Source organism: uncultured Roseibium sp. (assembly GCF_947499295.1).
In the GTDB taxonomy this organism is placed as follows: Bacteria; Pseudomonadota; Alphaproteobacteria; order Rhizobiales; family Stappiaceae; genus Roseibium.
In genome coordinates, this window is sequence record NZ_CANMNP010000001.1 from 434,561 (window position 1) to 457,457 (window position 22,897).

Annotated in this window: 24 protein-coding genes; 15 read left to right on the plus strand and 9 right to left on the minus strand. The window is 55.2% G+C overall.

What is annotated here, in order from left to right; translation table 11 throughout:
• Positions 1-44 precede the first annotated feature (44 nt).
• Positions 45-962, minus strand: coding sequence for a phosphonate ABC transporter substrate-binding protein (gene phnD / locus Q0835_RS02015; RefSeq protein WP_298816330.1), 918 nt, complete (start codon positions 960-962; stop codon positions 45-47).
• A gap of 57 nt (positions 963-1,019) precedes the next feature.
• On the minus strand, positions 1,020-1,853 hold the full coding sequence (gene phnC / locus Q0835_RS02020) for a phosphonate ABC transporter ATP-binding protein (RefSeq protein ID WP_298816328.1): 834 nt from the start codon (positions 1,851-1,853) through the stop codon (positions 1,020-1,022).
• Between the two features lie 394 nt (positions 1,854-2,247).
• On the opposite strand from phnC, the gene Q0835_RS02025 reads away from it, so the two are divergent.
• The 6 genes from Q0835_RS02025 to Q0835_RS02050 all read left to right on the plus strand — a co-directional run bounded on the left by Q0835_RS02025 (position 2,248) and on the right by Q0835_RS02050 (position 5,602).
• On the plus strand, positions 2,248-2,874 hold the full coding sequence (locus Q0835_RS02025) for a DapH/DapD/GlmU-related protein (RefSeq protein ID WP_298958099.1): 627 nt from the start codon (positions 2,248-2,250) through the stop codon (positions 2,872-2,874).
• Between the two features lie 78 nt (positions 2,875-2,952).
• Positions 2,953-3,390: a GFA family protein gene (locus tag Q0835_RS02030; protein WP_298958101.1), complete on the plus strand. Its 438-nt coding sequence runs from the start codon at positions 2,953-2,955 to the stop codon at positions 3,388-3,390.
• Positions 3,387-3,809, plus strand: coding sequence for a VOC family protein (locus Q0835_RS02035; RefSeq protein ID WP_298816322.1), 423 nt, complete (start codon positions 3,387-3,389; stop codon positions 3,807-3,809). Before Q0835_RS02030 ends, Q0835_RS02035 begins: the two co-directional genes overlap by 4 nt.
• Before the next feature lie 39 nt (positions 3,810-3,848).
• Positions 3,849-4,421: a helix-turn-helix transcriptional regulator gene (locus Q0835_RS02040; RefSeq protein ID WP_298816320.1), complete on the plus strand. Its 573-nt coding sequence runs from the start codon at positions 3,849-3,851 to the stop codon at positions 4,419-4,421.
• A gap of 48 nt (positions 4,422-4,469) precedes the next feature.
• A complete protein-coding gene (locus Q0835_RS02045; RefSeq protein ID WP_298958102.1) occupies positions 4,470-5,108 on the plus strand; it encodes an HD family hydrolase in 639 nt (212 codons plus the stop codon).
• Positions 5,109-5,236: 128 nt separating this feature from the next.
• Complete coding sequence (locus tag Q0835_RS02050) at positions 5,237-5,602, plus strand: STAS/SEC14 domain-containing protein (protein WP_298816316.1); 366 nt, start codon at positions 5,237-5,239, stop codon at positions 5,600-5,602.
• On the opposite strand, the gene Q0835_RS02055 is transcribed toward Q0835_RS02050, so the two are convergent.
• Positions 5,599-6,396: a class II glutamine amidotransferase gene (locus tag Q0835_RS02055; protein WP_298816314.1), complete on the minus strand. Its 798-nt coding sequence runs from the start codon at positions 6,394-6,396 to the stop codon at positions 5,599-5,601. The two genes, Q0835_RS02050 and Q0835_RS02055, sit on opposite strands and share 4 nt — an antisense overlap.
• 10 nt (positions 6,397-6,406) lie before the next feature.
• Positions 6,407-7,873, minus strand: a complete 1,467-nt coding sequence (locus Q0835_RS02060; RefSeq protein WP_298958104.1) for an aminotransferase class V-fold PLP-dependent enzyme — start codon at positions 7,871-7,873, stop codon at positions 6,407-6,409.
• A 104-nt stretch (positions 7,874-7,977) separates the two neighbouring features.
• On the opposite strand from Q0835_RS02060, the gene Q0835_RS02065 reads away from it, so the two are divergent.
• Positions 7,978-8,439: an Lrp/AsnC family transcriptional regulator gene (locus Q0835_RS02065; RefSeq protein ID WP_298958106.1), complete on the plus strand. Its 462-nt coding sequence runs from the start codon at positions 7,978-7,980 to the stop codon at positions 8,437-8,439.
• A 14-nt stretch (positions 8,440-8,453) separates the two neighbouring features.
• On the opposite strand, the gene Q0835_RS02070 is transcribed toward Q0835_RS02065, so the two are convergent.
• Positions 8,454-9,566 carry a hypothetical protein gene (locus Q0835_RS02070; protein WP_298958109.1) on the minus strand — a complete coding sequence of 371 codons (1,113 nt, stop codon included), beginning with the start codon at positions 9,564-9,566 and terminating at the stop codon, positions 8,454-8,456.
• 157 nt (positions 9,567-9,723) lie between these two features.
• The gene (locus Q0835_RS02075) at positions 9,724-12,381 is read right to left on the minus strand and encodes an SH3 domain-containing protein (protein WP_298958111.1); all 2,658 of its coding nucleotides are present in this window, start codon (positions 12,379-12,381) and stop codon (positions 9,724-9,726) included.
• Positions 12,382-12,603: 222 nt separating this feature from the next.
• Between Q0835_RS02075 and Q0835_RS02080 the strand changes: the two genes are divergently transcribed.
• On the plus strand, positions 12,604-13,032 hold the full coding sequence (locus Q0835_RS02080; RefSeq protein ID WP_298816303.1) for a hypothetical protein: 429 nt from the start codon (positions 12,604-12,606) through the stop codon (positions 13,030-13,032).
• 64 nt (positions 13,033-13,096) lie between these two features.
• On the opposite strand, the gene Q0835_RS02085 is transcribed toward Q0835_RS02080, so the two are convergent.
• Both Q0835_RS02085 and Q0835_RS02090 read right to left on the minus strand, forming a co-directional pair.
• Entirely contained in the window at positions 13,097-14,221 is a 1,125-nt protein-coding gene (locus Q0835_RS02085) for a Gfo/Idh/MocA family oxidoreductase (RefSeq protein ID WP_298816300.1), read from the minus strand.
• A 37-nt stretch (positions 14,222-14,258) separates the two neighbouring features.
• On the minus strand, positions 14,259-14,969 hold the full coding sequence (locus Q0835_RS02090) for a GntR family transcriptional regulator (RefSeq protein WP_298958113.1): 711 nt from the start codon (positions 14,967-14,969) through the stop codon (positions 14,259-14,261).
• A 178-nt stretch (positions 14,970-15,147) separates the two neighbouring features.
• Here Q0835_RS02090 and Q0835_RS02095 point away from each other — a divergent pair, with 178 nt between their 5' ends.
• Genes Q0835_RS02095 through dctP form a run of 6 tightly spaced genes read left to right on the plus strand, consistent with a single transcriptional unit; the run spans position 15,148 to position 20,936 of the window.
• Positions 15,148-16,302, plus strand: a complete 1,155-nt coding sequence (locus tag Q0835_RS02095; RefSeq protein WP_298958115.1) for an LLM class flavin-dependent oxidoreductase — start codon at positions 15,148-15,150, stop codon at positions 16,300-16,302.
• Complete coding sequence (locus Q0835_RS02100; protein WP_298958117.1) at positions 16,302-17,192, plus strand: aldo/keto reductase; 891 nt, start codon at positions 16,302-16,304, stop codon at positions 17,190-17,192. The genes Q0835_RS02095 and Q0835_RS02100 overlap by 1 nt, the downstream gene beginning before the upstream one ends.
• Positions 17,192-17,707: a flavin reductase family protein gene (locus Q0835_RS02105; RefSeq protein ID WP_298816293.1), complete on the plus strand. Its 516-nt coding sequence runs from the start codon at positions 17,192-17,194 to the stop codon at positions 17,705-17,707. Before Q0835_RS02100 ends, Q0835_RS02105 begins: the two co-directional genes overlap by 1 nt.
• 59 nt (positions 17,708-17,766) lie before the next feature.
• Positions 17,767-18,357 carry a TRAP transporter small permease gene (locus Q0835_RS02110; protein ID WP_298816291.1) on the plus strand — a complete coding sequence of 197 codons (591 nt, stop codon included), beginning with the start codon at positions 17,767-17,769 and terminating at the stop codon, positions 18,355-18,357.
• Positions 18,357-19,850, plus strand: coding sequence for a TRAP transporter large permease (locus Q0835_RS02115; RefSeq protein ID WP_298816289.1), 1,494 nt, complete (start codon positions 18,357-18,359; stop codon positions 19,848-19,850). The genes Q0835_RS02110 and Q0835_RS02115 overlap by 1 nt, the downstream gene beginning before the upstream one ends.
• A 27-nt stretch (positions 19,851-19,877) precedes the next feature.
• Positions 19,878-20,936: a TRAP transporter substrate-binding protein DctP gene (dctP, locus tag Q0835_RS02120; RefSeq protein ID WP_298816287.1), complete on the plus strand. Its 1,059-nt coding sequence runs from the start codon at positions 19,878-19,880 to the stop codon at positions 20,934-20,936.
• Between the two features lie 137 nt (positions 20,937-21,073).
• Here dctP and Q0835_RS02125 read toward each other — a convergent pair whose 3' ends face one another.
• Positions 21,074-21,556, minus strand: a complete 483-nt coding sequence (locus tag Q0835_RS02125) for a tetratricopeptide repeat protein (RefSeq protein ID WP_298958119.1) — start codon at positions 21,554-21,556, stop codon at positions 21,074-21,076.
• A gap of 30 nt (positions 21,557-21,586) precedes the next feature.
• On the opposite strand from Q0835_RS02125, the gene Q0835_RS02130 reads away from it, so the two are divergent.
• Positions 21,587-22,876 carry a cytochrome c peroxidase gene (locus tag Q0835_RS02130; RefSeq protein WP_298958121.1) on the plus strand — a complete coding sequence of 430 codons (1,290 nt, stop codon included), beginning with the start codon at positions 21,587-21,589 and terminating at the stop codon, positions 22,874-22,876.
• Positions 22,877-22,897 lie beyond the last annotated feature (21 nt).

Genomic DNA, 22,897 nt, shown 5'->3' on the forward strand with positions numbered 1-22,897 from the left:
ACGCAGGCCGGAAACCGGCCCGCGTTCGGGTTCAGAAGAACCGCTTAGTTCTTGTTCTTGGCCTTACGAGCTTCAACAATGTTCACGTAAGCTTCGTGTGTGATCGGCATGAAACCCTTGGTCTCACCGGCAGCGATGTTGTAAGCGCAATCCGGGTCGATAGAGTTCAGGGACGCGATCAGACCGGTCATCTTGATCTTGACGTCTTCCGGCAGTTTCTTGGACAGAACGATCGGGCCTTCCGGGATCACCGGGGACTGCCAGATCTGACGCAGTTCGGTCATGTCGACCAGACCGGCATCGGAAGCCTTGCGCAGAGCGCCGGAGTTGTAACCGTCTTCCCACTCACCGAGGCCGTCAGCCCAGGTCACACCGGCATCGATGTCACCGTTGGAAACAGCAACGATGGTCTGCTCATGGCCACCCGTAAAGACGACGTCACCAAAGTATTCGCCAGCCTTCATCGGATAGCCTTCCTGCGGAATGGCGATGGAAGGGATCAAATAACCGGAAGTGGAGTTCGGATCACCAAAGCCGAAAACCTTGCCCTTCATGTCTTCGAGCGAATTGATTTCGCTGTCGTTGCGGGCAAATCCGATCGAATAGTAGCCGTAGCCGCCGTCGACATTGACTTTGATGAGAACCGGATCAACAGCTTCCGGATCAGTCAGGTAAACCTTTGCATAGCTGGAGGCACCGAGCCAGGCCAGGTCGAGATTGCCTCCAAGCAGACCTTCGATCACTCCATTATAGTCGGCTGGAGCGAAAAGCTTGACCGGAACACCGAGAAGGTCGGCGGTTTTCTGCTCCAGACACTCATAGGCGCGCAGACGGTCAGAGGCGTTTTCGCCACCCAGGATGCCGATGCGGAATTCGGTGATTTCTTCAGCACCTGCGACAGATGCATTCAGAGCGATCATGCTGACTGCAGCAAGCGCAGCAACTTTAGCAACGATTTTCATGTGGGACACTCCCCGAGAGTTCTCGATCTTGATGACGTTTAAGGGTGTGCAGCCGGTTCAGACCGCTGCTGCCGCCGGGGTCATCGCTCCAGCGGATTCTTTGTCGCCGGCTTTACCGGCATCGATGGCAGTGGAGGTCGCTGCCTCGTTGAAACTTTCATCCGCGCCGTAGATTTCGCGTGCAACGGTCGTGGTGAGCTCTTCCGGCTTGCCGTCGAACACAATGAAACCGTCACGCATACCGATCACCCGGTCGCAATAGGTGCGTGCTGTGTCGAGCGTGTGCAGATTGCAGAGGACGATCTTGTTGTCGCGTTCATGGATTTCACGCAGCGCATCCATGACAATCTTGGCGTTCATGGGATCAAGCGAGGCAATCGGCTCATCAGCCAGAAACATGTACGGGTCTTGCATGAGCGCTCTGGCGATGGCGACGCGCTGCTGCTGACCACCGGACAGTTCTTCAGCCCGTTTGGTCGCCTCCTGGGCGATGCCCAGACGGTCCAGGGCCGCAAGCGCAGTATTCACATCGCTCGCGCTGAAAACATTGAACAGGCTTTTCAAAGTGCCGTGCCCGTTAAGGCGGCCCAGCATTACATTGGTGCAGACATCAAGACGCGGAACCAGATTGAACTGCTGAAACACCATGGCGCAATCACGCTGCCAACGGCGCATCATGCCGCCCCGAAGGCCAAGGATGTCGCGGCCGTCAAACAGAATATGGCCGGACGTTGCCGGGGTCAGCCGGTTTATCATGCGAAGCAAGGTCGATTTCCCCGCACCGGAGCGACCAATGATGCCGACCATTTGCGGCTCATCGATATTAAAGCTGACCTTGTTGACAGCGGTCCGAGACCCGAAGGTCTTGGTAACTTCCTGAAACTGAATCACGCGCCGACCCTGTTGGTTTTGTCCTGTGGTGCCCGGCGCACAAGAGCCACTGGATCATTACAAAGGGATGACAGCTGTTTGACTGTAACGTCAAAGATTTATGACAGATCAATGACATACATGATCGATCAACGCTCAATCACACGCAACTCCCTGAAAACCCGTAATAGGCTCAATCCCTTCGTGCTTTGGCCAGCGCTGGCGGAGAGTGACTGCTTTTTGGGGAAACCGTTTGCTCGGAGCGAAAAATCCCTGAGCAAACATCAGTCCAGTTTTGAAAATCGGCCAGCAGGAAAACAAAAAGGGTCATGGCAATGTCATCAAACCGTCACCAAGACCTGTTGCGCAAAGACTAAACCGGGTCCTCAACCACCCTTGAGCCGATGGAGATAAAATGTCCGCTCCCACCCAGAAACAGTCCCTGAACGAGGCCCCGAACGTTCATCCCGAAGCGAATGTCACCAATTGCGAACTTGGCATATGGACGGAAGTTGGGGCGCGGACAGAAATGCGCGAAAGCCAAATGAATGACTACTCCTACATCGTTCAAGAAGGAGATGTCGTCTGGACTACTATTGGCAAGTTTTGCTCCATTGCACGCCGCGTGCGCATCAATCCCGGCAATCATGCGACCTGGCGTGCTTCACAACATCACTTCACTTATCGCGCGGCAGCTTACGGACTTGGCGAGGACGATGCCGAATTCTTTGAATGGCGAAAGAACGACTGGGTCACCATCGGGCATGATGTTTGGATCGGTCACAATGCCACGGTTCTGGCCGGCGTTCATGTTGGCACCGGTGCCATCATTGCGGCGGGTGCCGTAGTCGCCAAGGATGTGCCCCCTTACACGGTGGTAGGCGGCGTCGCCGCAAAACCGATTAAACAACGTTTTTCGGAGACCCAGGCCGACGCTCTGATGGAAATTGCCTGGTGGGACTGGAACCATGAAACGCTGAAGCAGCGCTTGCCGGATTTCCGAAAGCTGGCAATAGATGCCTTTATTGAAAAATATCGATAGGTCTCTTCGAAAAAAACCATATTGAATGCCTCCCCTGCCGGTGCTTTTGTGAACGGCAAACTAAATTGGAGGCACTTGATGGCGACACGAACTGCGACCTGCCGATGCGGGCAATTGCGCGCCGAATGCGAGGGTGATCCGGTGCGCATCTCGGCTTGCCATTGCCTCGAATGCCAGAAAAGAACTGGCAGCGTGTTCGCTGTTCAGGCCCGCTGGCCTGACGATAGAGTGTTACTTGCGGGAGACTACTCCGAATGGCAGCGGGAATGTGACAGTGAGCATGTGGCGACTTACCGGTTCTGCCCCAAATGTGGTTCCACACTTGCGTTCGTGATTGAAGGCTGGCCCGGCGTCATCGCAATTCCGGTGGGCGCATTTGCAGATCCCGAGTTTCCGTCACCTCGCTTTTCGGTTTACGAGCACCGAAAACATGCCTGGGTTACGGTGCCAGGCGACAATGTCGAGCATTCGTCAGACCCTTCGATCGCTTTTACGCAGGGCGAACTCAGAAAATGAGTGAGCTTGACCCCGGTTCAATGCAACACACCCAAACCACAGTTGGCGCCAGCCTCAACCGTATCATCCTCTATGCGCGCGACGTCGATATCAGTGCATGCTTTTATTCATTCTTTTTCGGCTTCAAGGTTGTGAGAACTCCAACGGACCGATTGACCGAACTCGTGCCGGAAAATGGGGGAGCGCACTTGCTGCTTCACCGGGCCGGTAAGGCTCAAAAGCTCGGCCAGGCGTCCGTCAAACTTGTCTTCGATGTCGAAGACGTGCAGGCCTTTCGCAAAGAGGCCAACAAGAAGGGGTTGAAGTTCGGTCCCGTTCACAAGGCTGACGGCTATTCATATTCAAACGCCAAAGATCCGGATGGAAACTCCGTTCAAGTATCCAGCCGTGCATACCGGGACCAGAACAAAGGCAAGTAGGCCTCCCTTTTCTGGCCGATAGCCTGTAACCTTTGCCGCATGAAAAACGTTCCGGCCGTTATTCCTTCCAGCTTGGGTTTGTCGCTGCGTCGTTGGCGAGTGCTGAACCGCATCAAACAAGACGTTCTGGCACACGAGCTGGGTGTTTCTCAAAGCCGAATTTCACGATGGGAAAGCGGTAAATCGCACCCAAACCACAAAGACTGCCTCAGGATTACAACGCTTCTGCGCGCTCGAGCGGACAGCGCGGCCGACAATGCGCTTCTGCATTTGGTGTCCCGGTCGAGCGACCCGGTCCACCTTGTCTGCGATCTCACCCACCGGCTTCTGGCCATGTCGCCTGCACGGGAGCGGGAATGGCGCGCGCCCGTCTCGGAGTTTCTCCACCGTCCGCTCTGGCGCTTTGCGACAGATGAAATTCGCGATGTTGAGCACCAGCTGGCCGACCTTGGCTGGTTCGAACCGCGCAACGATGACATCATCTATTGGACCGAAGCTGCCGTATTTCCGGAAATGTCCATTCCGGAAAGCCAGATCCGGATTTCTAGACTTCAGTTGTCAGACGGCAGTTTCGCGCGGCTTGTCAGAGAAGAAACGGCCAGAGCTGCATAAATTATTCAGGCTCTCGTTGGGACCGGTGTACAGCGCTAAACTGTGGGTATGACCGATCGAACCAACACAGCCAACACAAATTCAAGTCTTGCCCGGATGGATACCGACCGACTGTCGGGTCTTCTGTCATTTCTCCAGGCCGCAGAGCAATTGAAAGACACGTTGCGGTCAGGCACCACGCGAGAGAAACGACCTGAAAGCACAGCGGAACACACCTGGCGGCTCGCACTCATGATACTGATTTTCGAGCGAGAGCTTGAAGGGATCGATTTTCAAAGACTGCTTAAACTCTGCCTCATCCATGACCTGGGCGAAGCTATTTCCGGGGACGTGCCAGCCCCGTCCCAAAGGCAGGATGACGATAGACAGGAGCGGGAGCGGCGCGACTTTGAAACGCTCTGTGCGCCGCTACCGGAAGACGTGCGCGACCATTTGATGGCGCTTTGGTCGGAATATGCGGCAGCAATGACCACCGAGGCACAATTGGCAAAGGCATTCGACAAGCTGGAGACCATGCTTCAGCATCTCCTGATGCCCCCGGGAGACGTGATCTTTTATGAATTCAATCTGACGTACGGTCGTGACCGCACGGATTTTTCTCCGCTCACCCGGCAAATTCGAGATTTGGTGGATAAAGGCACACGCCAGATAATGGAAGATCTGCAAAAACCGGCATCCGATACCTGAATGGACTTTGCAGGACAGGAAGTCTTCGCGAGCGAACCCAAGCATTTCTGGGGCTTGGACAACTGGATTGTGGCCCCTTAAGCTCATGTGAAAGGATCGATTGACCCTCACATCCGGAGAAAAAAGACATGTATTCAATCCTGCCCCGCAGCCTGGGCCCTGTCCTGGGTGTCGAGATATCCGGAAAAATAGACATCGCTCAAGAAAAAGAGCTGATCGCCAAGGCCGAAGAACTGATCGAGATACATGACAAGATCAACATACTTGTCACCCTTGGTGATCACGTCGGCACCTCGTTTGAGGCAGTTGCTGCCGACATCAAATGGATGCTCACTCACTTGGCACATCTCAACAAAATCGCCATCGTGACGGATAGCAAACTGCTTGCAACCCTAGTTGCCGTTGATGCGACCTTTGCCAAGCTGGTCGGGATCGAAGAAAAACATTTCGACAGAAATGAAATTGAAATCGCCTGGCATTGGATTGAAAGCTAACCGGCGGCGACTTCGGCGAGTTCCTCGTCGCTCACGAACGCCATCTCGGTGACTGTTCCATTTTTCACTTCGATCATGTGTCCCTGCTGAACTTCAACCCAGCAGTTTGGTGCTTCATCAAGTGGTTCGGAAACAACCATGACCCCGTCCGAGAATTTTCGGTAAAAAAGGGTCGGGGCAAATCGATCCGATGCATAGCGTGCCGCATAGAGTGTTTCGCCGTTCGACCAGGCGGATGCAAACCGCATATGCGGAGCGGTTCCGGCATATTTGGAAACCGCTTCAGCTTCGCTCACTGTTCGCGCCATTGCGGCTCGAGGGTGCAATTTCAAACCATAGGCCAAAGCGATCAGAAACAGGCTTTCGCTGTCAGTGCCCCCTGCCCTGTGGCGGTAAAGGTCATCGGGGATCATGTTGTCCAGACGCCGCCTCACGGTGTCGTATCCGCCGACCTGGCCATTGTGCATGAACGTCCAGCGCTCAAAGGTGTAGGGATGGCAATTGTCGCGCGTGGTCGCCGTGCCTGTCGACGCGCGCACATGGGCCAGAAAGTGTCCGGAGCGAACGTGACGGGCGATCTGAAGAAGGTTCGGATCCGACCAGGCCGGGCGCACGTCCTTATAGAGACATGGCGTTTCACGGTCACCATACCAGGCGACTCCGAACCCGTCCGCATTGACCGCCGTCTTACAAGAAAGCGCATTCCGGCTTTGATCGATGAGGGAATGCTGCGGGTCGCAAATCACTTCCTCCAGATATTTGGGAGCTCCACTCCAAGCGGCCCAGCGACACATATGGTCTCCTTTAAGCGGCGTCCCGCACAGCGTTGAAGCGCGCGGTGGTCGTGTCACAGTTATAAGAGTCAGCGGCCGGGTAAGGATTGAGTGCCAGTTCCTCAACTGCTGCGATGATTGCGTCAGTCTTTTCGTCACTCATCAGCACGGAAAAGTTGAGTCTTGTCCAGCCCGGCTTTTTAAGTTCTTCACCGGACAGAATACCTGCTCTCAGCATTTCCGACTCGTCCCTGTCTATGCCCAAGAGGCGGTGGGCATAAGGTCCGGCACAGGCGCAGCCTCCACGTGCCTGAATACCGTAAAGATCAGACAGCATCCTTGTAATCAGTTGCTGGTGGATATAGCCACCACGTTCGGTATCCCTGATGCGGAAGGAAAAAATTGGAAGCGTGTGCCTCGCGTTCGGATTTCCCAGAATTTCAATCGCCGGATTGTGCTGCCAGGCCGAAAGCGCTTTCGCGCGCGCCACCGCATTGCGCTCATCCATGCAGCTCTGCCCGATTGCCTCTTTGACGAGAAAGGCAAGCGCTGCACGAATGTCTCCCACCACATTGGGCGTTCCGGCTTCTTCGCGGACTGCAATTTCCTCGCAGTAATCGTGTTGCCAGGGAGATACGAAACGAACCGTACCACCACCTGGAAAAACAGGCGTGCCCAGCGAGACTGCAGCCTTGCGCACGATCATCACACCAGAGGCTGCGGGGCCACCAATGAATTTATGCGGTGAAACCACCACGGCGTCTATCTGCGTTTCCTGCCCGGCTTTGACGTCGATCGGAAGGTACGGTCCTGAACCTGCGCAGTCCCAGACACTGAGCGCGCCGTATTTCTTTAGGACACGTGTGACCGCGTCGCTATCGGTCACAATACCGGTGACATTTGACATCATTGAAAAGGCACCGACGATCAACCGGTCCGATCCCGCGTTTTTCAGCAAGGTTTCCAGCTCATGGAGGTCCGGACCGCCATCTTCAGCTTCAGAAACCTCGACCACCTCAGCTCCGCTTTCGCGCCAAGGTAAAATGTCTGAGTGATGTTCATAGGGGCCGATGACGACCAGCGGACGATGACCTTCTTGGACCGCAGCTGACACGCCGAGAAGATGGACCAGCCTGTTCAAACCGGCCGTTGCACCCGAACCGCAAAAAACGGTGGCATACTGTTCATTCGCGCCGCAAATCCTCGCGATTTCAGAGCGTGCTGCACCACGCATACGTGTCATGGCGCTGCCACAATACGACGCTTCTGTATGAGAATTGGCGTAGACCGGCAGTATCTCTTCAAGGACGAAATCCTCGATCTGACGCAAAGCGCGCCCGGACGCGACATAGTCGGCATAGATCATTTCCCGTTCGCCGAACGGGCCTGCAATGGTTGTCCCTTCGCCAATCAGACCTGCCCGAAGCCGATCCATGAGGTCGTCACCCTTGAGTTCGTTCTTGAAGCAATCGAGCGCCGAATCGCTTGTTTGGGTCATTATGTGCTCCGAATCCGATTTCTCAGATCATACGACCCATCAAGGTTTGGTTTCTTCACCTAATGAGATTGTTTTTCTGCTTATTTTGTGTCAATTGACCCGATATGGAGAAAAAATTAGATCAAATTGATCGTGCGCTTGTCAGGGCACTGCAGCGTGAAGCGCGTCTTTCGCAAAGGGAACTTGCTGACGAGGTTGGTCTTTCCCAAAACGCCTGCTGGCGCCGATTGAAGGCCTTGCACGAGAGTGGACTTATCGAAGGGCATACCCTGCGCCTGAACCCTGCCCGGCTCGGTCTCAATCTTACAGTGTTCGTAATGGTCCGAACACGGCACCATTCCAAGGATTGGCTTAAAACCTTCCGCGATGAAGTTGCGTCGATCCCGAATGTGATCGATTTCTATCGCATCGCCGGGGACTACGATTACATGCTGAAAGTCGTTGCGGAAGACATGAACGCCTTTGATCGCATCTACCAGCGCCTCATCGAAAAGGTCGATCTGGACACAGTGACATCCTACATGACCATGGAAGCGATCGCGGACGCCCGCGATCTTCCGATTTAGTCGTTCGCTAACCGTCAGGAGTGTTCGGTTTTCTTCAAGACGACGGTCAGGATGGTTTTTTTCTCAAGGTGGCGCCGATTTGGTCCTCTGCATGCGTCGGCCCATATGGCTCTTTCCATGCGTTCGTAGAAGTTCTCCGCCAATTGAGCCGCTTGAAGAGGCGTGTCGCAAGACGGCCCGAACAAGTGCGTCTTCAGCGCGCTGTGAAGCACGGCGCGAGCTGCCTTGGTCTTTTTTCGAGCATAAAGGTGCGGTGTCATCAAAAGACCACCCAAAGGGTCAGCTTCCTGATCATCGCTGGACTTGATGTCCAGACACTCGACCTCGCAAGCTGTTCCCTGCGAAATTGTCTGATGAATTGCCAATCGAGCATCATCTGCCGTCAAGAACCAAACTGCGACGACGAAGTTATCGACCAGAGACCGCTCCAGAAGACCATCCTTGACCATGGCGTAAGCCGTCTCGGTTGCGAAGGGCATCAGGATACTTCGTGAAGGTGCAACCCCATTCCTGGTGTTCTTGGCTACGGTAGACCCCATCGTAGACACGATCAGACGTCCACCGGTTGCGAGCTCATGCATTCGGTTTTTCACGAAAAGGGCAAAATCGTTCAGGGCTTTCTGTCTCAGAACTGCATATGCCGGCGCAGGCAACTCATCAAACCACAACGTGCCCGGCGACAAAGCCGTTACGGGCCGGCTGAGCCAGTGGGTCGCGTAAAACGCTGTCGATAGTGAGAGCGAGCTTTTCGGAAAAATCTCCTTGTAGAAATCACGCGCGACGAGCTGAACCTGTGGTGGATTTGGTTTGGAATAAATACCTTCCTGCCCGAACAATCGGCTTCTCAGGGCCGACCAGTCATTTCCGGGTAGATCCGCAAAACAGGCTGAAACGCGCCGCTTAGGCACCGATTTACGCCAAACATCAATGACGGGACGCACAGTTCTGAGAGACCCCATTCCAGGCCCACAGCCAAAATCGGCAATGGCAGGCACTTCGTTTAAGGAATGTGTCCTGCCTGCATATTCTCGTATCAGCGTTTCGTGATCTTCGATGTTTTTGATCTGATCGACGGAATTCAGGTCGTAGTCGATCATGCCGTGCGTTGCTCTGGCAGGCTCCATCATGTCTCTGCTCCTCTCTTGCACCCAGTAAACTGCCTGTGCGCATGAGGTAGGCATGCCAAGTTATGCAAACAAATTAAGTCTTTGTAATGCCGTTACGAACGCAAACAGCCGATGTCCCCGGGGAACATCGGTTGTTTCACTTCAATCAGGATTGCCGTTAGCGACGACGACCGCCTCCGCCACGGCGATGGCCGCCGCCGCCGCGCTGTGGGCGCGCCTGTTGCGGACGCGCTTGCTGTGGTCTCGACCGTTGCACATTGCGTTGCCGATTGACCTGACGATTGCCCGCATCTCTCGCCCGGCGGTCCCGGTTCAGGTGCGCCGGTGCCTGCTGAGGGCGCTGCGCCGGGCGCGTAGCAGGTCTCTGCTGAGGCCGTTGCGCTGGACGCTGGACATTGGGTCTTTGGGCCGGCCTTTGGACATTGGGCTGCTGGGCGGGCCGTTGGACATTCGGTCTTTGTCCTGCGGGAAGGTTGGCAGGTCTTTGGACGTTGGGACGATTGCCCGCATTGGGCCGGTTCTGAATTCTGTCGCCAGCAGGTCGGTTCGCTATCGCTGCGCCCGCACCTGCACCAATGGCAGCCCCAGCACCGATGTCTCCAAGTCTGTTCTGAAGGTTGTCGCGTGAAGGTGCGGCAACGTCACCCCAGCGGCCACCTTCGAATTTCTTCCAATTCTCTCCATCGCGCCGATAGACCGATCCGTCGCGCCCGGCAAAGACATCGCTACGCCTGTCGAAACTGGCGACACGACCAAGATTGCCATCCTGCTTCCAACGCTGGGCTGCGTTTGCCTGCAGGTCTCGCGTCCGGGACCATTGCGGTCCCGAGACGACTGCTCCACCCCAGGAACCGTAAATTCCCCTGGCACCTCCGGCGACGATCCGGTTGCCGGTGCGTGGATTGTAGGCGCTTATGAAACCAGCACTGCCGCGTGGTCCACTGATCGCACCGCCCCTGATATAACCTCCAGTGCGCGGATTGTAGATCCCGCCTCCGGCAATGCCGCGGCGCGGTCCATAGGCATAACCATAGCGCCCGAAAGTCCCTCGTACCGGATTGTAAAAGGCACCGATTCCATAAGTAACCGGTCGCCGGAAGTAGATCGGGCGCACACCCGGGCGCCACCAGGGACGGTAGTAGTAACCTGTTCCATAAACGAAGACGCCCCAGGCAAGAAAGCCTGTCAGGTATCCCATTGTGTAGCCGTACCACACCGCATTGGGTTCACTTTCATAGACCCGGACATAAGTCACGTTATAGACCGGCGAGGAAGGTGGAATTGTGTAGATTTCATCCGGAACGGCCGTTGCAACAACAAACGGACCATCGGGATTGTCGCTGACAAACCAGACCCCGTTCTGCAGCACATAATACTTGGCGCCGACCTGGATCACCTGTTCGTTGGTGTTGACCGCATAAGACATGGATGTGCCTTGGATCGGCTCAAACTCAGGGTCTCCCGCATAGGCGACATCTGCACTCACCGAGCCCACTTCGACACGCGCAGTTGTCGGAATGCTGGCCTTCAGCCGTGCCTGGGAGGCTTCCGAAGTACCTGGGATTGAAGAGCGTACTGAGTAGTAAGGCGCATTTTCCGGAATGTTCTGAAAATCGGAAGGCATGTCCTGAGTTGTAAATGTCCAAGGCCCATCAAGGGACGCGGACTTGAACCAGCGGCCTGAAACCAGGATGTACCAGGTGGATGTGGATTTCAGGAAAAAAACATCGCTGTCGGTGTTGGAAGCCCATTCAAGATCTGTCCCCTCGACAGGCGCCAGTTTCGGTTCACCGTCAAACACGATCATTTCCGCAGGCTTGTCGGAATAGACTACCTTTGGCGGCTTGTTGTCCGCAAACGCTTCACCGGGAATGGCTTCACGCGTCTCCTTCCAGTTGTCGTCATCCGGAAGGGCTTTGATCAGTTCCGGAAGTTCTGAAGCGGCTTCCCATCCGGCTGAAACGTCCTTGGTCTTCAACCAGGATTTTTCATCACGCAGGTAAAGCTCTTTCGTCTCATCGATCTTCAAAATATCCCAATTGGTGTTGACGACGAAGCTGAGGCCCTGATCGCCCTTAACCGGCGCAAAAATGGGTTCGCCTTCGGTTTGAACCAGAATGGCCGGTTCCTTGGATATGAAAATCGGTGGAGCTTCCGAGTTCAGCCCCTGAACATCATCCATGCGCTGATACTCGGCGAGACCCGCAGTAATGCGATCTTCTTTTACCGTGATCATCCCGGTTGGCATGATCTTGCCAATTTGCAGCGAGAGGTCACCGAGCGAGCTGCGATCAAGCGCCGAGAAATCCAGCTGGGTAACCTGAATGTTGCTGACATCGACGACACCCTTTTCAGGGTCCGCGACAGTCTCCCCATTTACGCCGATGACACCAAAAACGGGTGTTGCATCCTTGTCCTTTATGTATTCGGCAGCAACAAGTGCTTTTAAGGTTTTGAAATTGTCCCACTCGGTAAACTGGGGCTGATAAAGGACCAACGTTGCGCCGGCGTCCGTTTGAAACGATCTTGGCCACCCTGTTGTGTCTTCAGATTGGCTCAGCTGAAGATATTGCCCGCTGACAAAGCCGTTCTGCCCGTTGTAACTTACCGAACACCATGCACCCGTGTCGTCGCAGTTTTGAAGATCAACCTCCGCGCCATTTGGTAACGTTCCCAACGATCCGAAATTGGTTCCAGGGCCCTGACGGAAGTTCACGTTTGCCGTGGTCACGGCCGGAGCTGCAAAAACACCATTTATAAAAACTGCCTGAAAAACCAATGCAGAAGACAAAAGAACGGATAAGGACTTGCGCATAGGGCCCTCCTAAATGTGAAAAATAAGGGAGCCGGCAAACACCATCACATTGTCAAAGTTGCCAATATAGATTTTGCAACCCGGTCCAATAGTTATCCTGCACATCGCTTGAGCCAAATGTCCAGCTCGTCACAACAGCACAATGAAGCGGAACATAGTCTGAAAGCTAAAATTAATGCGTTTCAAACACATGACCTCACTGAACGAATGGAGTGTATCAACATGCAGAACCTGAAGAGATCGGTGGTTCTCCTGCTGACGGTTCTTGGATTCTCCGCATTCTGGCCGTTCACCTCTTCAACTGCACAGGCGGAAATCTTCTTTTGTCAGAGCACGCGCACTCCGAAGGGCTCGGCCAAGTACTGCAATTTTCTTCTGTTCGACAATGCCTTCACCCGCCATCGTCAGATCATTGTCGCTCAAGGCGCGCGCCGCGAAATCGCAATCAACGGCCGATATGACCTTTTCTGCGTGTTGGTACAAAACACCAAGGATGTTCCGGAAAACATCGCCTATCGCAAGCAGCAATGCCGGCAAACGGATACAGGAAGGGAATACAAGGTGCCGATCCGAACGCTCAACATGCGCAGGGGACGGGACGGCTTCAGTACAAATGCGGTCATCGATCACCTGCCCGCAACGCGCTGGTGATCGATAAAAATGCCGGCGCGACAGTGTCACGCCGGCAGTTGCCCCGGAGGAAACACCTTTTAATTCAACAGGCGACCGAGGAAAGCTTGTTGCTCATAAGAATTACAGCCTGGCCCGTGCGTGCTGACTGTTGGGCAGCAAGGCCCATTTCCACCGCGCGGCGACCGTCTTCCAAAGTTACTTCAGGAACTTGCTTTTCGCCCCGTACCACGGCAACGAAGCCTTCATGCTGATAGAAAGTCGAGCCGTTGTGGTCTCCAGCATCCAGAATTGTCGGGTCCACGGGAATGTCAATCTGGCGCGGTCCCTTGGGTTTCCGCGGGGACACGACCAATTGGGGTACCGGAGGATCGCCGAGATCCGACGGCCAGAAACGCCCTGGGCCTGGTACGAAAGCTTCGATCTTGCCTTCAGATCCGATTGCGACCACTTCTTCCTGATAACGTGAGCCTTCTGCAAACATGCAAAGTTCAAGCATTGCACGTGAGCCGTTTTCGAAATCGACAATCACATAGCCGTTGTCCAAAATGTCTGGCTGTTCGCCGTCATAAGTCTCATCCTTGTGATTGGCGTCCTGACCGGCGGAGGCCATCACGCGCACAGGTTCGCTTTTGATGATCAGGCGCATCAGATCGAAAAAGTGACAACACTTTTCAACGAAGGTGCCGCCGGAATATTTGTTGAACCTGTTCCAAGCGCCAACCTTGTCGAGAAACGGAAACCGGTGTTCCCGAATGGTGAGCATCTTGATCCCGCCGGTCGCCTCCTCAGCCTGTTCTATCAGGGCTGCAATCGGTGGCATGTAGCGGTATTCCATGGCGACCCAAACCGGAGCCGGATAAGCCGACTTGAATGTTTCCAACTCCGCCAGGTCTTTCGGGTCGGTGAAAAGCGGTTTTTCGACCAACAAAGGCAGTGGCCGCTTTTTCCGGATCTCCTCCATCTGCGGCACATGGCAATGGTTGGGGCTCGCAATCAGGATGCAATCAAGCTCGTCTACCTCGAGGAGTTCCGCAACGGACCCGACAAACTTTGCGCCAGGTGCAAACGCTGCTGCCTCACGGGCCATGTCAGCATCCGGCTCAAACACCACGGTCACTTCGGTGTCGGCAAGCAGGGCGATATTGCGCAAATGCTCCTGGCCCATCATTCCGCAGCCAACAACCCCGTATCTTACCTTTGCAGGCATTTCCTTCTCCTAGTTCCGGCGGCTTCTTGCCGTCCGCCTATTTCAACCGTTGTACGTAATGCGCCTTGTCCGTATCAAACCAGGTCCGTGAATACTCGACCGGCCTGGCTTTGTCGGACCAGCTGAAACGCTCTATATATCCGGTGAGTGTTCCAGGTGTTTTTGAGAATACGTCCGGAGCCCAATCCGGGACCTTTCCGATTGCGACCCTGTCTTCGGCGCGAACAATCCAAAACCCAAGATGCTTCTGGTAGAAGCGATACAGAGAATCTGAAAGCAGATCCTGCCGCACCATGCCACAGTCTCCGTCGAGCCAGATTTCCTCCACAGCGATCATGACCTCATTCAGGTAGCGGAGCCTGCGAATGCGAGTGCCTTCCCGGCCTGTTCCGAAGGCTGGCAGCTTGTCCGGCTTAGGCAGGCGATCCACGGTGAGTATGTCGGCCCTCGGCAGACCACCTCCGGACAAAAGCTCCAGGCGGAACATCGCATAGACGCTTTCCTGTGTGCCTCCTTGACGTACGTAATTCCCCGAGCCCTGAATTCGCTCAAGTAAGCCTTTATCCGTAAGGTCCGCTAGCGCTTTTCGCAAGGTGCCGATGGATATCCCAAGCTCTTCCGCCATGTCACGTTCAGGCGGCAGCCGCTCTCCATCGATCAGCCGTCCAGCCGCAATATCTCTTATCAAAAGCTCGCTGATCTGCACATAAAGCGGCAGCGCTCCAGACGTTTGCGAGGCGGTTGGCATGATGTTTTTGTTGCCTGATCTTCAAAATTGATACACTATTGATTTACATCAAAACGGGTGATATGCAAGAAGAAATCGAAGGCAAAATGAAGCCATTCGAAAACAAACGAAAACACCCCGACAGCCAGTCAAAGGCAGTATCAGAGGGTTGAAATGGTCAGTCCCAGGGAGGCACTTTATGACCGTAGTCCCAGTCACTTCGCCGGACCTTGATGCAGCGGAAGTTTCCTGGTTTGCCGCACTTTGCTCCGACGACTATCAGTTTATGGGCGTACCGGAGGGCGACCTGCGCTCTTCGTGGAAGCATTGCTCGTCAATTGTGAAGACGGCAGAGGCTCAGGGCTTTCGAAACATTCTGTGCCCGTCCTCTTATCAGGTGGGTCAGGACACGCTGAGCTTCGTTGCTGGCTGCGCACCGATTACCGAAAAAATCAATCTCTTGGCAGCCGTGCGCTGTGGCGAAATGCAGCCGATCATGCTGGCGCGGACAATCGCGACGCTCGATCACATGCTCGAGGGCCGCCTGACAGTGAATATCATTTCGTCCGATTTTCCGGGCGAACAGGCTGACAGCGGTTATCGTTACCAGCGCTCACGTGAAGTGGTTGAAATCCTGAAACAGGCCTGGACACAGGACGAAATCAACTACGAAGGCGAAATCTACAACTTCAAGAACCTGACGACGGATCCGGTCCGGCCTTACCAGACAGGCGGTCCCCTGCTCTATTTCGGCGGCTACTCGCCGGCAGCACTGGAGCTTTGCGGCCAGCATTGCGACGTCTACCTCATGTGGCCCGAAACAATGGGGGAGCTGGAAAGCCGAATGAAAGCGGTCAATTCCGTTGCTGAGAAGTACAACCGCACTCTCGATTATGGCCTGCGGGTTCACATGATCGTGCGGGATACGGAAAAGGAAGCGCAGGAATACGCCGACTACATCGTCTCGAAACTCGACGATGCACAGGGGACGGCAATCCGTGAACGTGCGCTCGACGCCAAGTCTCTGGGTGTCAGCCACCAGGCAAAGAACCGCGAGGTCGCCGACGAGTTTGGATACATCGAACCAAACCTTTGGACCGGCGTTGGACGTGCCCGCTCGGGCTGCGGCGCAGCACTGGTCGGTTCCACCGATCAGGTCATGTCGAAGATTGAGGGCTATCAGAAGATGGGCATTCGAGCTTTCATCTTCTCAGGTTACCCGCACCTTGAAGAAGCAAAACATTTCGGCGCCCGTGTATTGCCGAATTTGAAAACATGCTCGCTGCCCCATGCCTATGGCCGCGTACCTGCAGAAACACCGGCAACACCACTCGGCAACGGAGTCCGCCGCTGATGAACCGCGTCAAACTTACAGATACCCTGGAATTTTCCCAACTGGTCTACGGCATGTGGCGGTTGGGTGACGACACAGATACTTCTCCTGCTCATGTCGAGCGGAAAATCCAGGTTTGCCTTGACCAAGGTATTACGACGTTCGATCAGGCAGACATCTACGGCGGCTATGCTGCAGAAGCGGTGCTCGGCGGCGCATTGAAGGCAAACCCATCGCTGCGCCAGCGTATGGAAATCGTCACCAAATGCGACATCGTTGCACCGGCAGGCCGATACGCCGATGCCAAGGTGAAATACTACGACACCAGCCGCGCTCATATCGAGAAGTCCGTCGACATTTCGCTCTCCGAGATGGGTATCGAGACGATTGATCTTCTTTTGATCCACCGCCCGGACCCGCTGATGGATCACCATGAGACCGGAGCGACGCTAGACGATCTGATCAAAAGCGGCAAAGTAAAGAATGCAGGCGTCTCCAACTTCCGGCCCTGGGACTGGGAGCTGCTGCAATCGGCTATGTCAAACAAGCTGGTGACCAACCAGGTCGAGATCAGTCTGAAGGAAATATCACCCTTCACAAACGGCGACCTGGCATTCCATCAGCGACTTGGTACAAAGCTCATGGCCTGGTCTCCCCTAGGTGGTGGTGCACTGATTTCCGAAGCTGGCCAGCTTGGAGCAGTGATGGACGAGATTGCAGGCGCACATGGCGTTGACCGCTCCGCGGTGGCAGTCGCATTCCTTTTGGCGCATCCGGCCGGACTGCTGCCGGTGATGGGCACAAACAACACCGACCGCATAGCAAAAATCTCCGATGCCCTGAAAGTCTCGATAGATCGTGAAACCTGGTATCGGCTTTATGAAGCCGCTCTTGGCAACGAGGTGCCTTGATGACCATGCAAAATGCCAATCATCCCGTAACCTTCGAGCCGGATTCAGACAATACACGGCTGTTGCGCGACGCTTTCGGGCGTTTCGCCACCGGGGTTACCGTCGTGACCACGCATTCGGCGGATGGTCCTGTCGGCATCACCGCCAACAGCTTTTCGTCCGTTTCTCTGGAGCCGCCGCTTGTGCTCTGGATGCCGGACAAGGGATCGCGGCGTTTTCAGTATTTCGAAGAGGCCGAACATTACGCCATTCATGTCCTCAGCCACCATCAGGCGGAAGTTTGCAATGGCTTTGTGCGCAATGCGCACGCATTCGATCAGCTGCCACACAGAATAGACGAAAAAGGCATACCGCTGATCGAGAATTGCCTTGCGCGTTTCGAGTGCAAGCGTTTTGCTGCCTATGAGGGAGGCGATCACCTGATTGTTCTGGGTCAGGTGTTGCAGGCGGAAATGCGCACCGGTGACGCTTTGACATTTTTCTCGGGCAAGCTCGGGCAAATCGCTCCACGGTAAGGGCGGACTGCGGGGCGATACTGAGCCCCGCCGGGAGTAAAAACTTGGGAGGGGCCCTCATGGGCATTTTGCTTGCGGTGTTAGCACCGTTTGCTTTCGTCAATTCGTATTTGTTGCGTCTTGGCCGAGCTATTGGCGTCGTTGCTGTCGCCCTGATGGTTGTTGCGATCCTGATCCAGGTCGTATTCCGCTACGTTTTCAACAACGCTCTTCCATGGCCTGATGAGGCCGCTCGTTTCTGCATGCTCTGGATGGCAGGCCTTATGGCTCCGACGGCCTTTCGCCGGGGTGGCTTTGTTGCCATTGACATGCTGGGGCAGGCCCTTCCTGTTATGATGGGTAAGGTGCTGACACTGTTCCTGCTGCTCATTTCACTGGCCGTTCTGGTCGTTTCCGTCCAAATCGGATATTTCGAAGTGACCGGATTTGGCGGAAAATTCGCGACCGCCTCTCTTTACGTTCCGGGCAATTTCACACTGACAGAGTGGATCAGGGTTCCTCGCAGCTGGATGATGCTGTCCATGTTCGTGGGCGTGATCATGCTGACGCTGGTCAATATCGAACTGATCCTGAGAAATCTTATCTCTCTCTTTGGCGGCGATGACCGGATGCCGGTCATGCCCGAAGCAGACATGGCGGGGGCAGACTGATGCTTATCTGGTTCCTACCTGTCTTCCTTGTTTTCCTGATGATCGGATTGCCGGTCTTCTTCGGTCTCCTGGCAGCGCCTGGCATCCTGCTTTGGATGAACGGCCAAGAGCGGGATATCACCCTTCTCTACCGTAACGTTTACAACGGTATGGACAGTTTTCCTCTGATGGCGATTCCGTTCTTCATGCTCGCAGGCGAGCTGATGAACAAAGGCGGTATCACCATGCGCCTTGTGGAGTTTTCGCAGGCGCTGATGGGACACCTGCGGGGTGGTCTTGCCCATGTGAACATCCTGTCTTCGATGCTGTTCGCCGGGCTTTCCGGTTCTGCGGTCGCTGACACGTCAGCGCTCGGGTCAATGCTGATTCCGGCGATGGAGAAACAGGGCTATACGCGAAAGTTCGCAGCTGCGGTGACGGCTGCTTCGTCAGTTATAGGTCCGATCATTCCGCCATCCGGCATCATGATCATCTATGCGTATGTCATGGGTGAAAGCGTCGCCGCGCTGTTTCTGGCCGGTATTGTTCCAGGCGTCATGGTCGGCATCGGCCTGATGCTCATGGTGCGTTTCATGGCGGATAAATACGATCTTCCGAAAGCGCAGCGGATCGTCAATCCAGGCCAGTCCATGGCGCCAGTCGAAAAATGGTTCTCGTTCGCCGTTCTCCGGATCAACGTCGCAGGTCTTGCAACCGTGACAGCGACCGGCATTGCGTCCACGCTCGGATTTGAACCCTTCTCCTACACCGTCACACTCCTGCTCTTTGTCGTGATGATGGTGCTGGCGCATTTCCTGCTCGTCAGCCTGCGCGGGGTGGTTTCAAGTGATTTCCGGGTGGTGTGCAAAAAGGCTGTCGCACCTCTGCAAACGCCGATCATCATTCTGGGCGGTATTTTGCTCGGTGTCTTCACGCCAACCGAAGCAGCGGCTGTCGCCGTCGCCTATGCACTTCTGATCGGTTTTTTCGTTCTTCATTCCCTGAAGATGAAAGAAATCCCGGGTGTTTTGAACAGGGCCGGCATTACGTCTGCCGTTGTGCTTTTGCTGGTTGGCGCTGCAATGGCTTTCAAGACGGTCGTCAGTTTGAGCCATGCCCCGGAAACGATGGCAGCGTTCGTTCTCAGCCTCTCTGAGAACCCGTTGATCCTGCTTTTCCTGATCAACATGCTGCTATTCGTCGTCGGCATGTTTTTGGATGCAGGTCCGGCCATCATCATTCTCGGCCCGATCCTCGGACCCATCTTCACGTCCATGGGTGTCGATCCGATCCATTTCGCCATTATCATGAGCGTAAACCTGACCATCGGTCTGGCCACTCCGCCAATGGGCCTTGTCCTCTTTGTCGCGGCATCGGTCTCACGAGAACGGGTTGAGACCATCGCCAAAGCAATTCTGCCGTTCCTGGCGGTAGAGATCGCAGTGATCTTCTTGATCACTTATATCCCGGCACTTTCCATGACGATTCCGCGTCTGACCGGATTTGCCAACTGATTATGAGCTTTTAAAGGGAGGTAACTAATGCTCAAATCTGCACTGAAAACGCTCACCGTTGCGGCGATGCTCGCCGGATCGGCCTTGAGTGCCGTTGCCGCGGATTACACTTTGCGTGCAACTGCAAACTCCAATGAAAACGACGAGGACTATGACGGCCTGATCGTGTTCAAGAACTTCGTGGAGTCCGCCTCGAACGGCGCCATTGAAGTTGAACTCTTCATCGGCACGCAGCTTTGCTCCAACGGTGCCGAGTGCCTCCAGGGTGTCGCTGGCGGTGCGATCGACATCTACATTTCGACGTCCGGCGGCGCTTCGGGCATCTTCCCGTATGTGCAGGTTCTCGATCTGCCTTACATGATGGCCGACGACCGGATTGCCGAGCATGTTCTGTCCGGCGACTTTGTCCGCACAATGCGCGCCATGGCACTGGAAGACAGCCAGAACGCCATTCGCCTCATGACTGTCGGCAACACCGGCGGCTGGCGTAACTTTGCCAACACCAAGCGGCGTGTTGCAAATCCGGCCGATATGGAAGGCCTGAAAATCCGGACCGTCGTCGCCGACCTTCCGCAGGAACTGGTCAAAGCCCTTGGTGCTTCCCCGACCCCGATTCCGTGGCCGGAGCTGTTCACATCCTTCCAGACCGGTGTTGTTGAAGGCTCCAAGAACGGTATCACCGACATCATGGGCATGAAGTTCCCGGATGCCGGTCTGCAGTATGTCACTTTGGACGGCCATGCCTACATGGGTGCTCTCTGGTGGATGAGTAACGAGAAGTTCCTCTCCATGCCGGAAGACATGCGCCGCGTTGTTCTTGACGGGTTCTATGCCCTGCAGCAGGCGACCTTCGCCTCTCCGAAGCGTAAGTCCATCCAGGCTTATGAAGACTTCGTTGCCGGTGGCGGCGATCTCTACGTACCGACCCCGGAACAGAAAGCGGCCTTCAAAGAAGCGGCTTCTCCGGTCTACGACTGGTTCAAGGATAACGTGAACCGTGGCGGCGAAATCTTCGGTGCGCTGGAAGAAGCGGTTGCTGCAGCTGAAACCGACATCAACGGTGCGCGCGACGCAGACCTGAACTGATCCTTCGGATCGCAAAGGGAGCCCGGCGATTTCATTGCCGGGCTCCCGCATTTACGAAGCTTTCCAGACGCTTGAATTGATAGTTTCAGGTATTGCCTGGGAAAATAAGCTGGCCAAAGCGTTTGGCCGGTTTCACGTCATCGGAACGGATACATCCAAACCTTGTAGTCATCGACCAGGATATGCGCTTTCTCAATTTCATCCGTCGTCATTTTCTTGACCACTTCCTCAAGCGAGATCGCCGCATCAGGATCGCCGCCGATCGCGGACAAGGTGTACCACATATAGGCGCGTACCAGGTCGGGTGCTGGCATTCCGCGACCGATTTCATAATACCAGCCGACGCCGGACTGAGCTCCCGGGTGCCCCTTCATTGCGCTTCGGAGATACCATTCAAACGCCCTCTGATCGTCCCGTGCGACGCCAAGCCCCATGGCATACATGATGCCGATAAGCTCTTCGGCATCCGCGTTGCCGGACCGCGCAGCCGGCCAGAGTTCCTTCATCGCCTCTTCGTAGCGATTGGCCTCCATGAGGTCGCGCGCTTCCTCGATTTCGGCGAGCGCAGGTGTATTCATCAGCACAAGCCCCAACAAGGCGGCTTTCAGGGTTTTCGTCATCGGCTCTTGTCGTTCCCCGTTGTTCTTCTCATGTCAGCCCCGGCGTATGCCACGGAATTGCCAGCGTCACTCACTTCAGACGATTTCATCGCCTTCGACCAAAAGCAGGCGGCGCTCGGCCAGCTCCTGTTTTACGACAAGATCCTGTCAGGTAACAGGAATATTGCCTGCGCCACGTGCCATCATCCAACGCTTGGAACAGGTGACCGGCTGTCGCTTGGCATCGGCGAAGGCGGATCCGGTCTTGGTACAGAGCGCACGGCCGGCAAAGGCGGTGACCTAATTAAGAAGCGGATTCCACGAAACGCGCCAGGCCTTTGGAATCTCGGGGCAAAAGGCCTTCACACGCTCTTTCACGACGGGCGTTTGTCAATCGCCGAAACATACGAAAACGGCTTCAATTCTCCTGCCGAGGAATGGCTTCCAGAGGGCCTTGAAACACTGCTGGCCGCTCAGGCGATCTTTCCGCTTGTCGCCCAGTTCGAGATGGCGGGAAATCCGAGAGAAAACGAAGTTGCCGGCGCAGTACACGATCGCATCGACGCATCCTGGCCAATCCTTGCCAAACGCATACGCGTCATACCCGAGTATGGTCGCCTGTTTGTCGAAGCGTTTGATCACATAGATACGCCGGATGAGGTCACAATTGCCGAAGTTGCCAACGCGCTTGCGGCTTTCCAGGCTGTGGAGTGGGAAAGCTTCGACAGTCCCTTCGACAATTATCTGGCTGGCGACAAGGCGGCCCTCTCACCCGCTCAGGAACGTGGCCTTGAGCTTTTCTATGGAAAGGCGCAGTGCTCCAGCTGTCACTCTGGAAGTCTGCTCAGCGATCAGAAATTCCATGCTATTGGCCTGCCGCCATTCGGGCCGGGCAGAACCCGCCGCTTCGATCCCATGGTGCGCGATGTTGGCCGAATGGGAGAAAGTGACCGGCTGGAAGATGCCTACAGGTTCCGCACCCCGATGCTGCGCAATGTGGAACTGACTGGCCCCTATGGTCACAATGGGGCTTATCCAACACTTGAAGGCATTGTTCGCCATCACCTGGATCCGGCTGGCAGTCTGGCCTCTTGGCGGCCTGAAACTGCCTCACTCCCGAATGCACCCTGGCTGGAGGCAATTGATTTTGTCGTCTGGAATGACAAACGGGAAATGGCACGGCATGCTAGGTTTAGAGACATTGCCCCCATTGCTTTGAGCGACGACGAGATTTCCGATCTGGTCAGCTTCCTGAAAGCCCTGACAGGAACAGCCTCGGTTGCCAATCCCCCGTTCGGTATTCCGAAAAGCGTTCCGAGCGGCTTGCCGATAGACAAGTAATTGTTCAAGCAACGTCCTTTG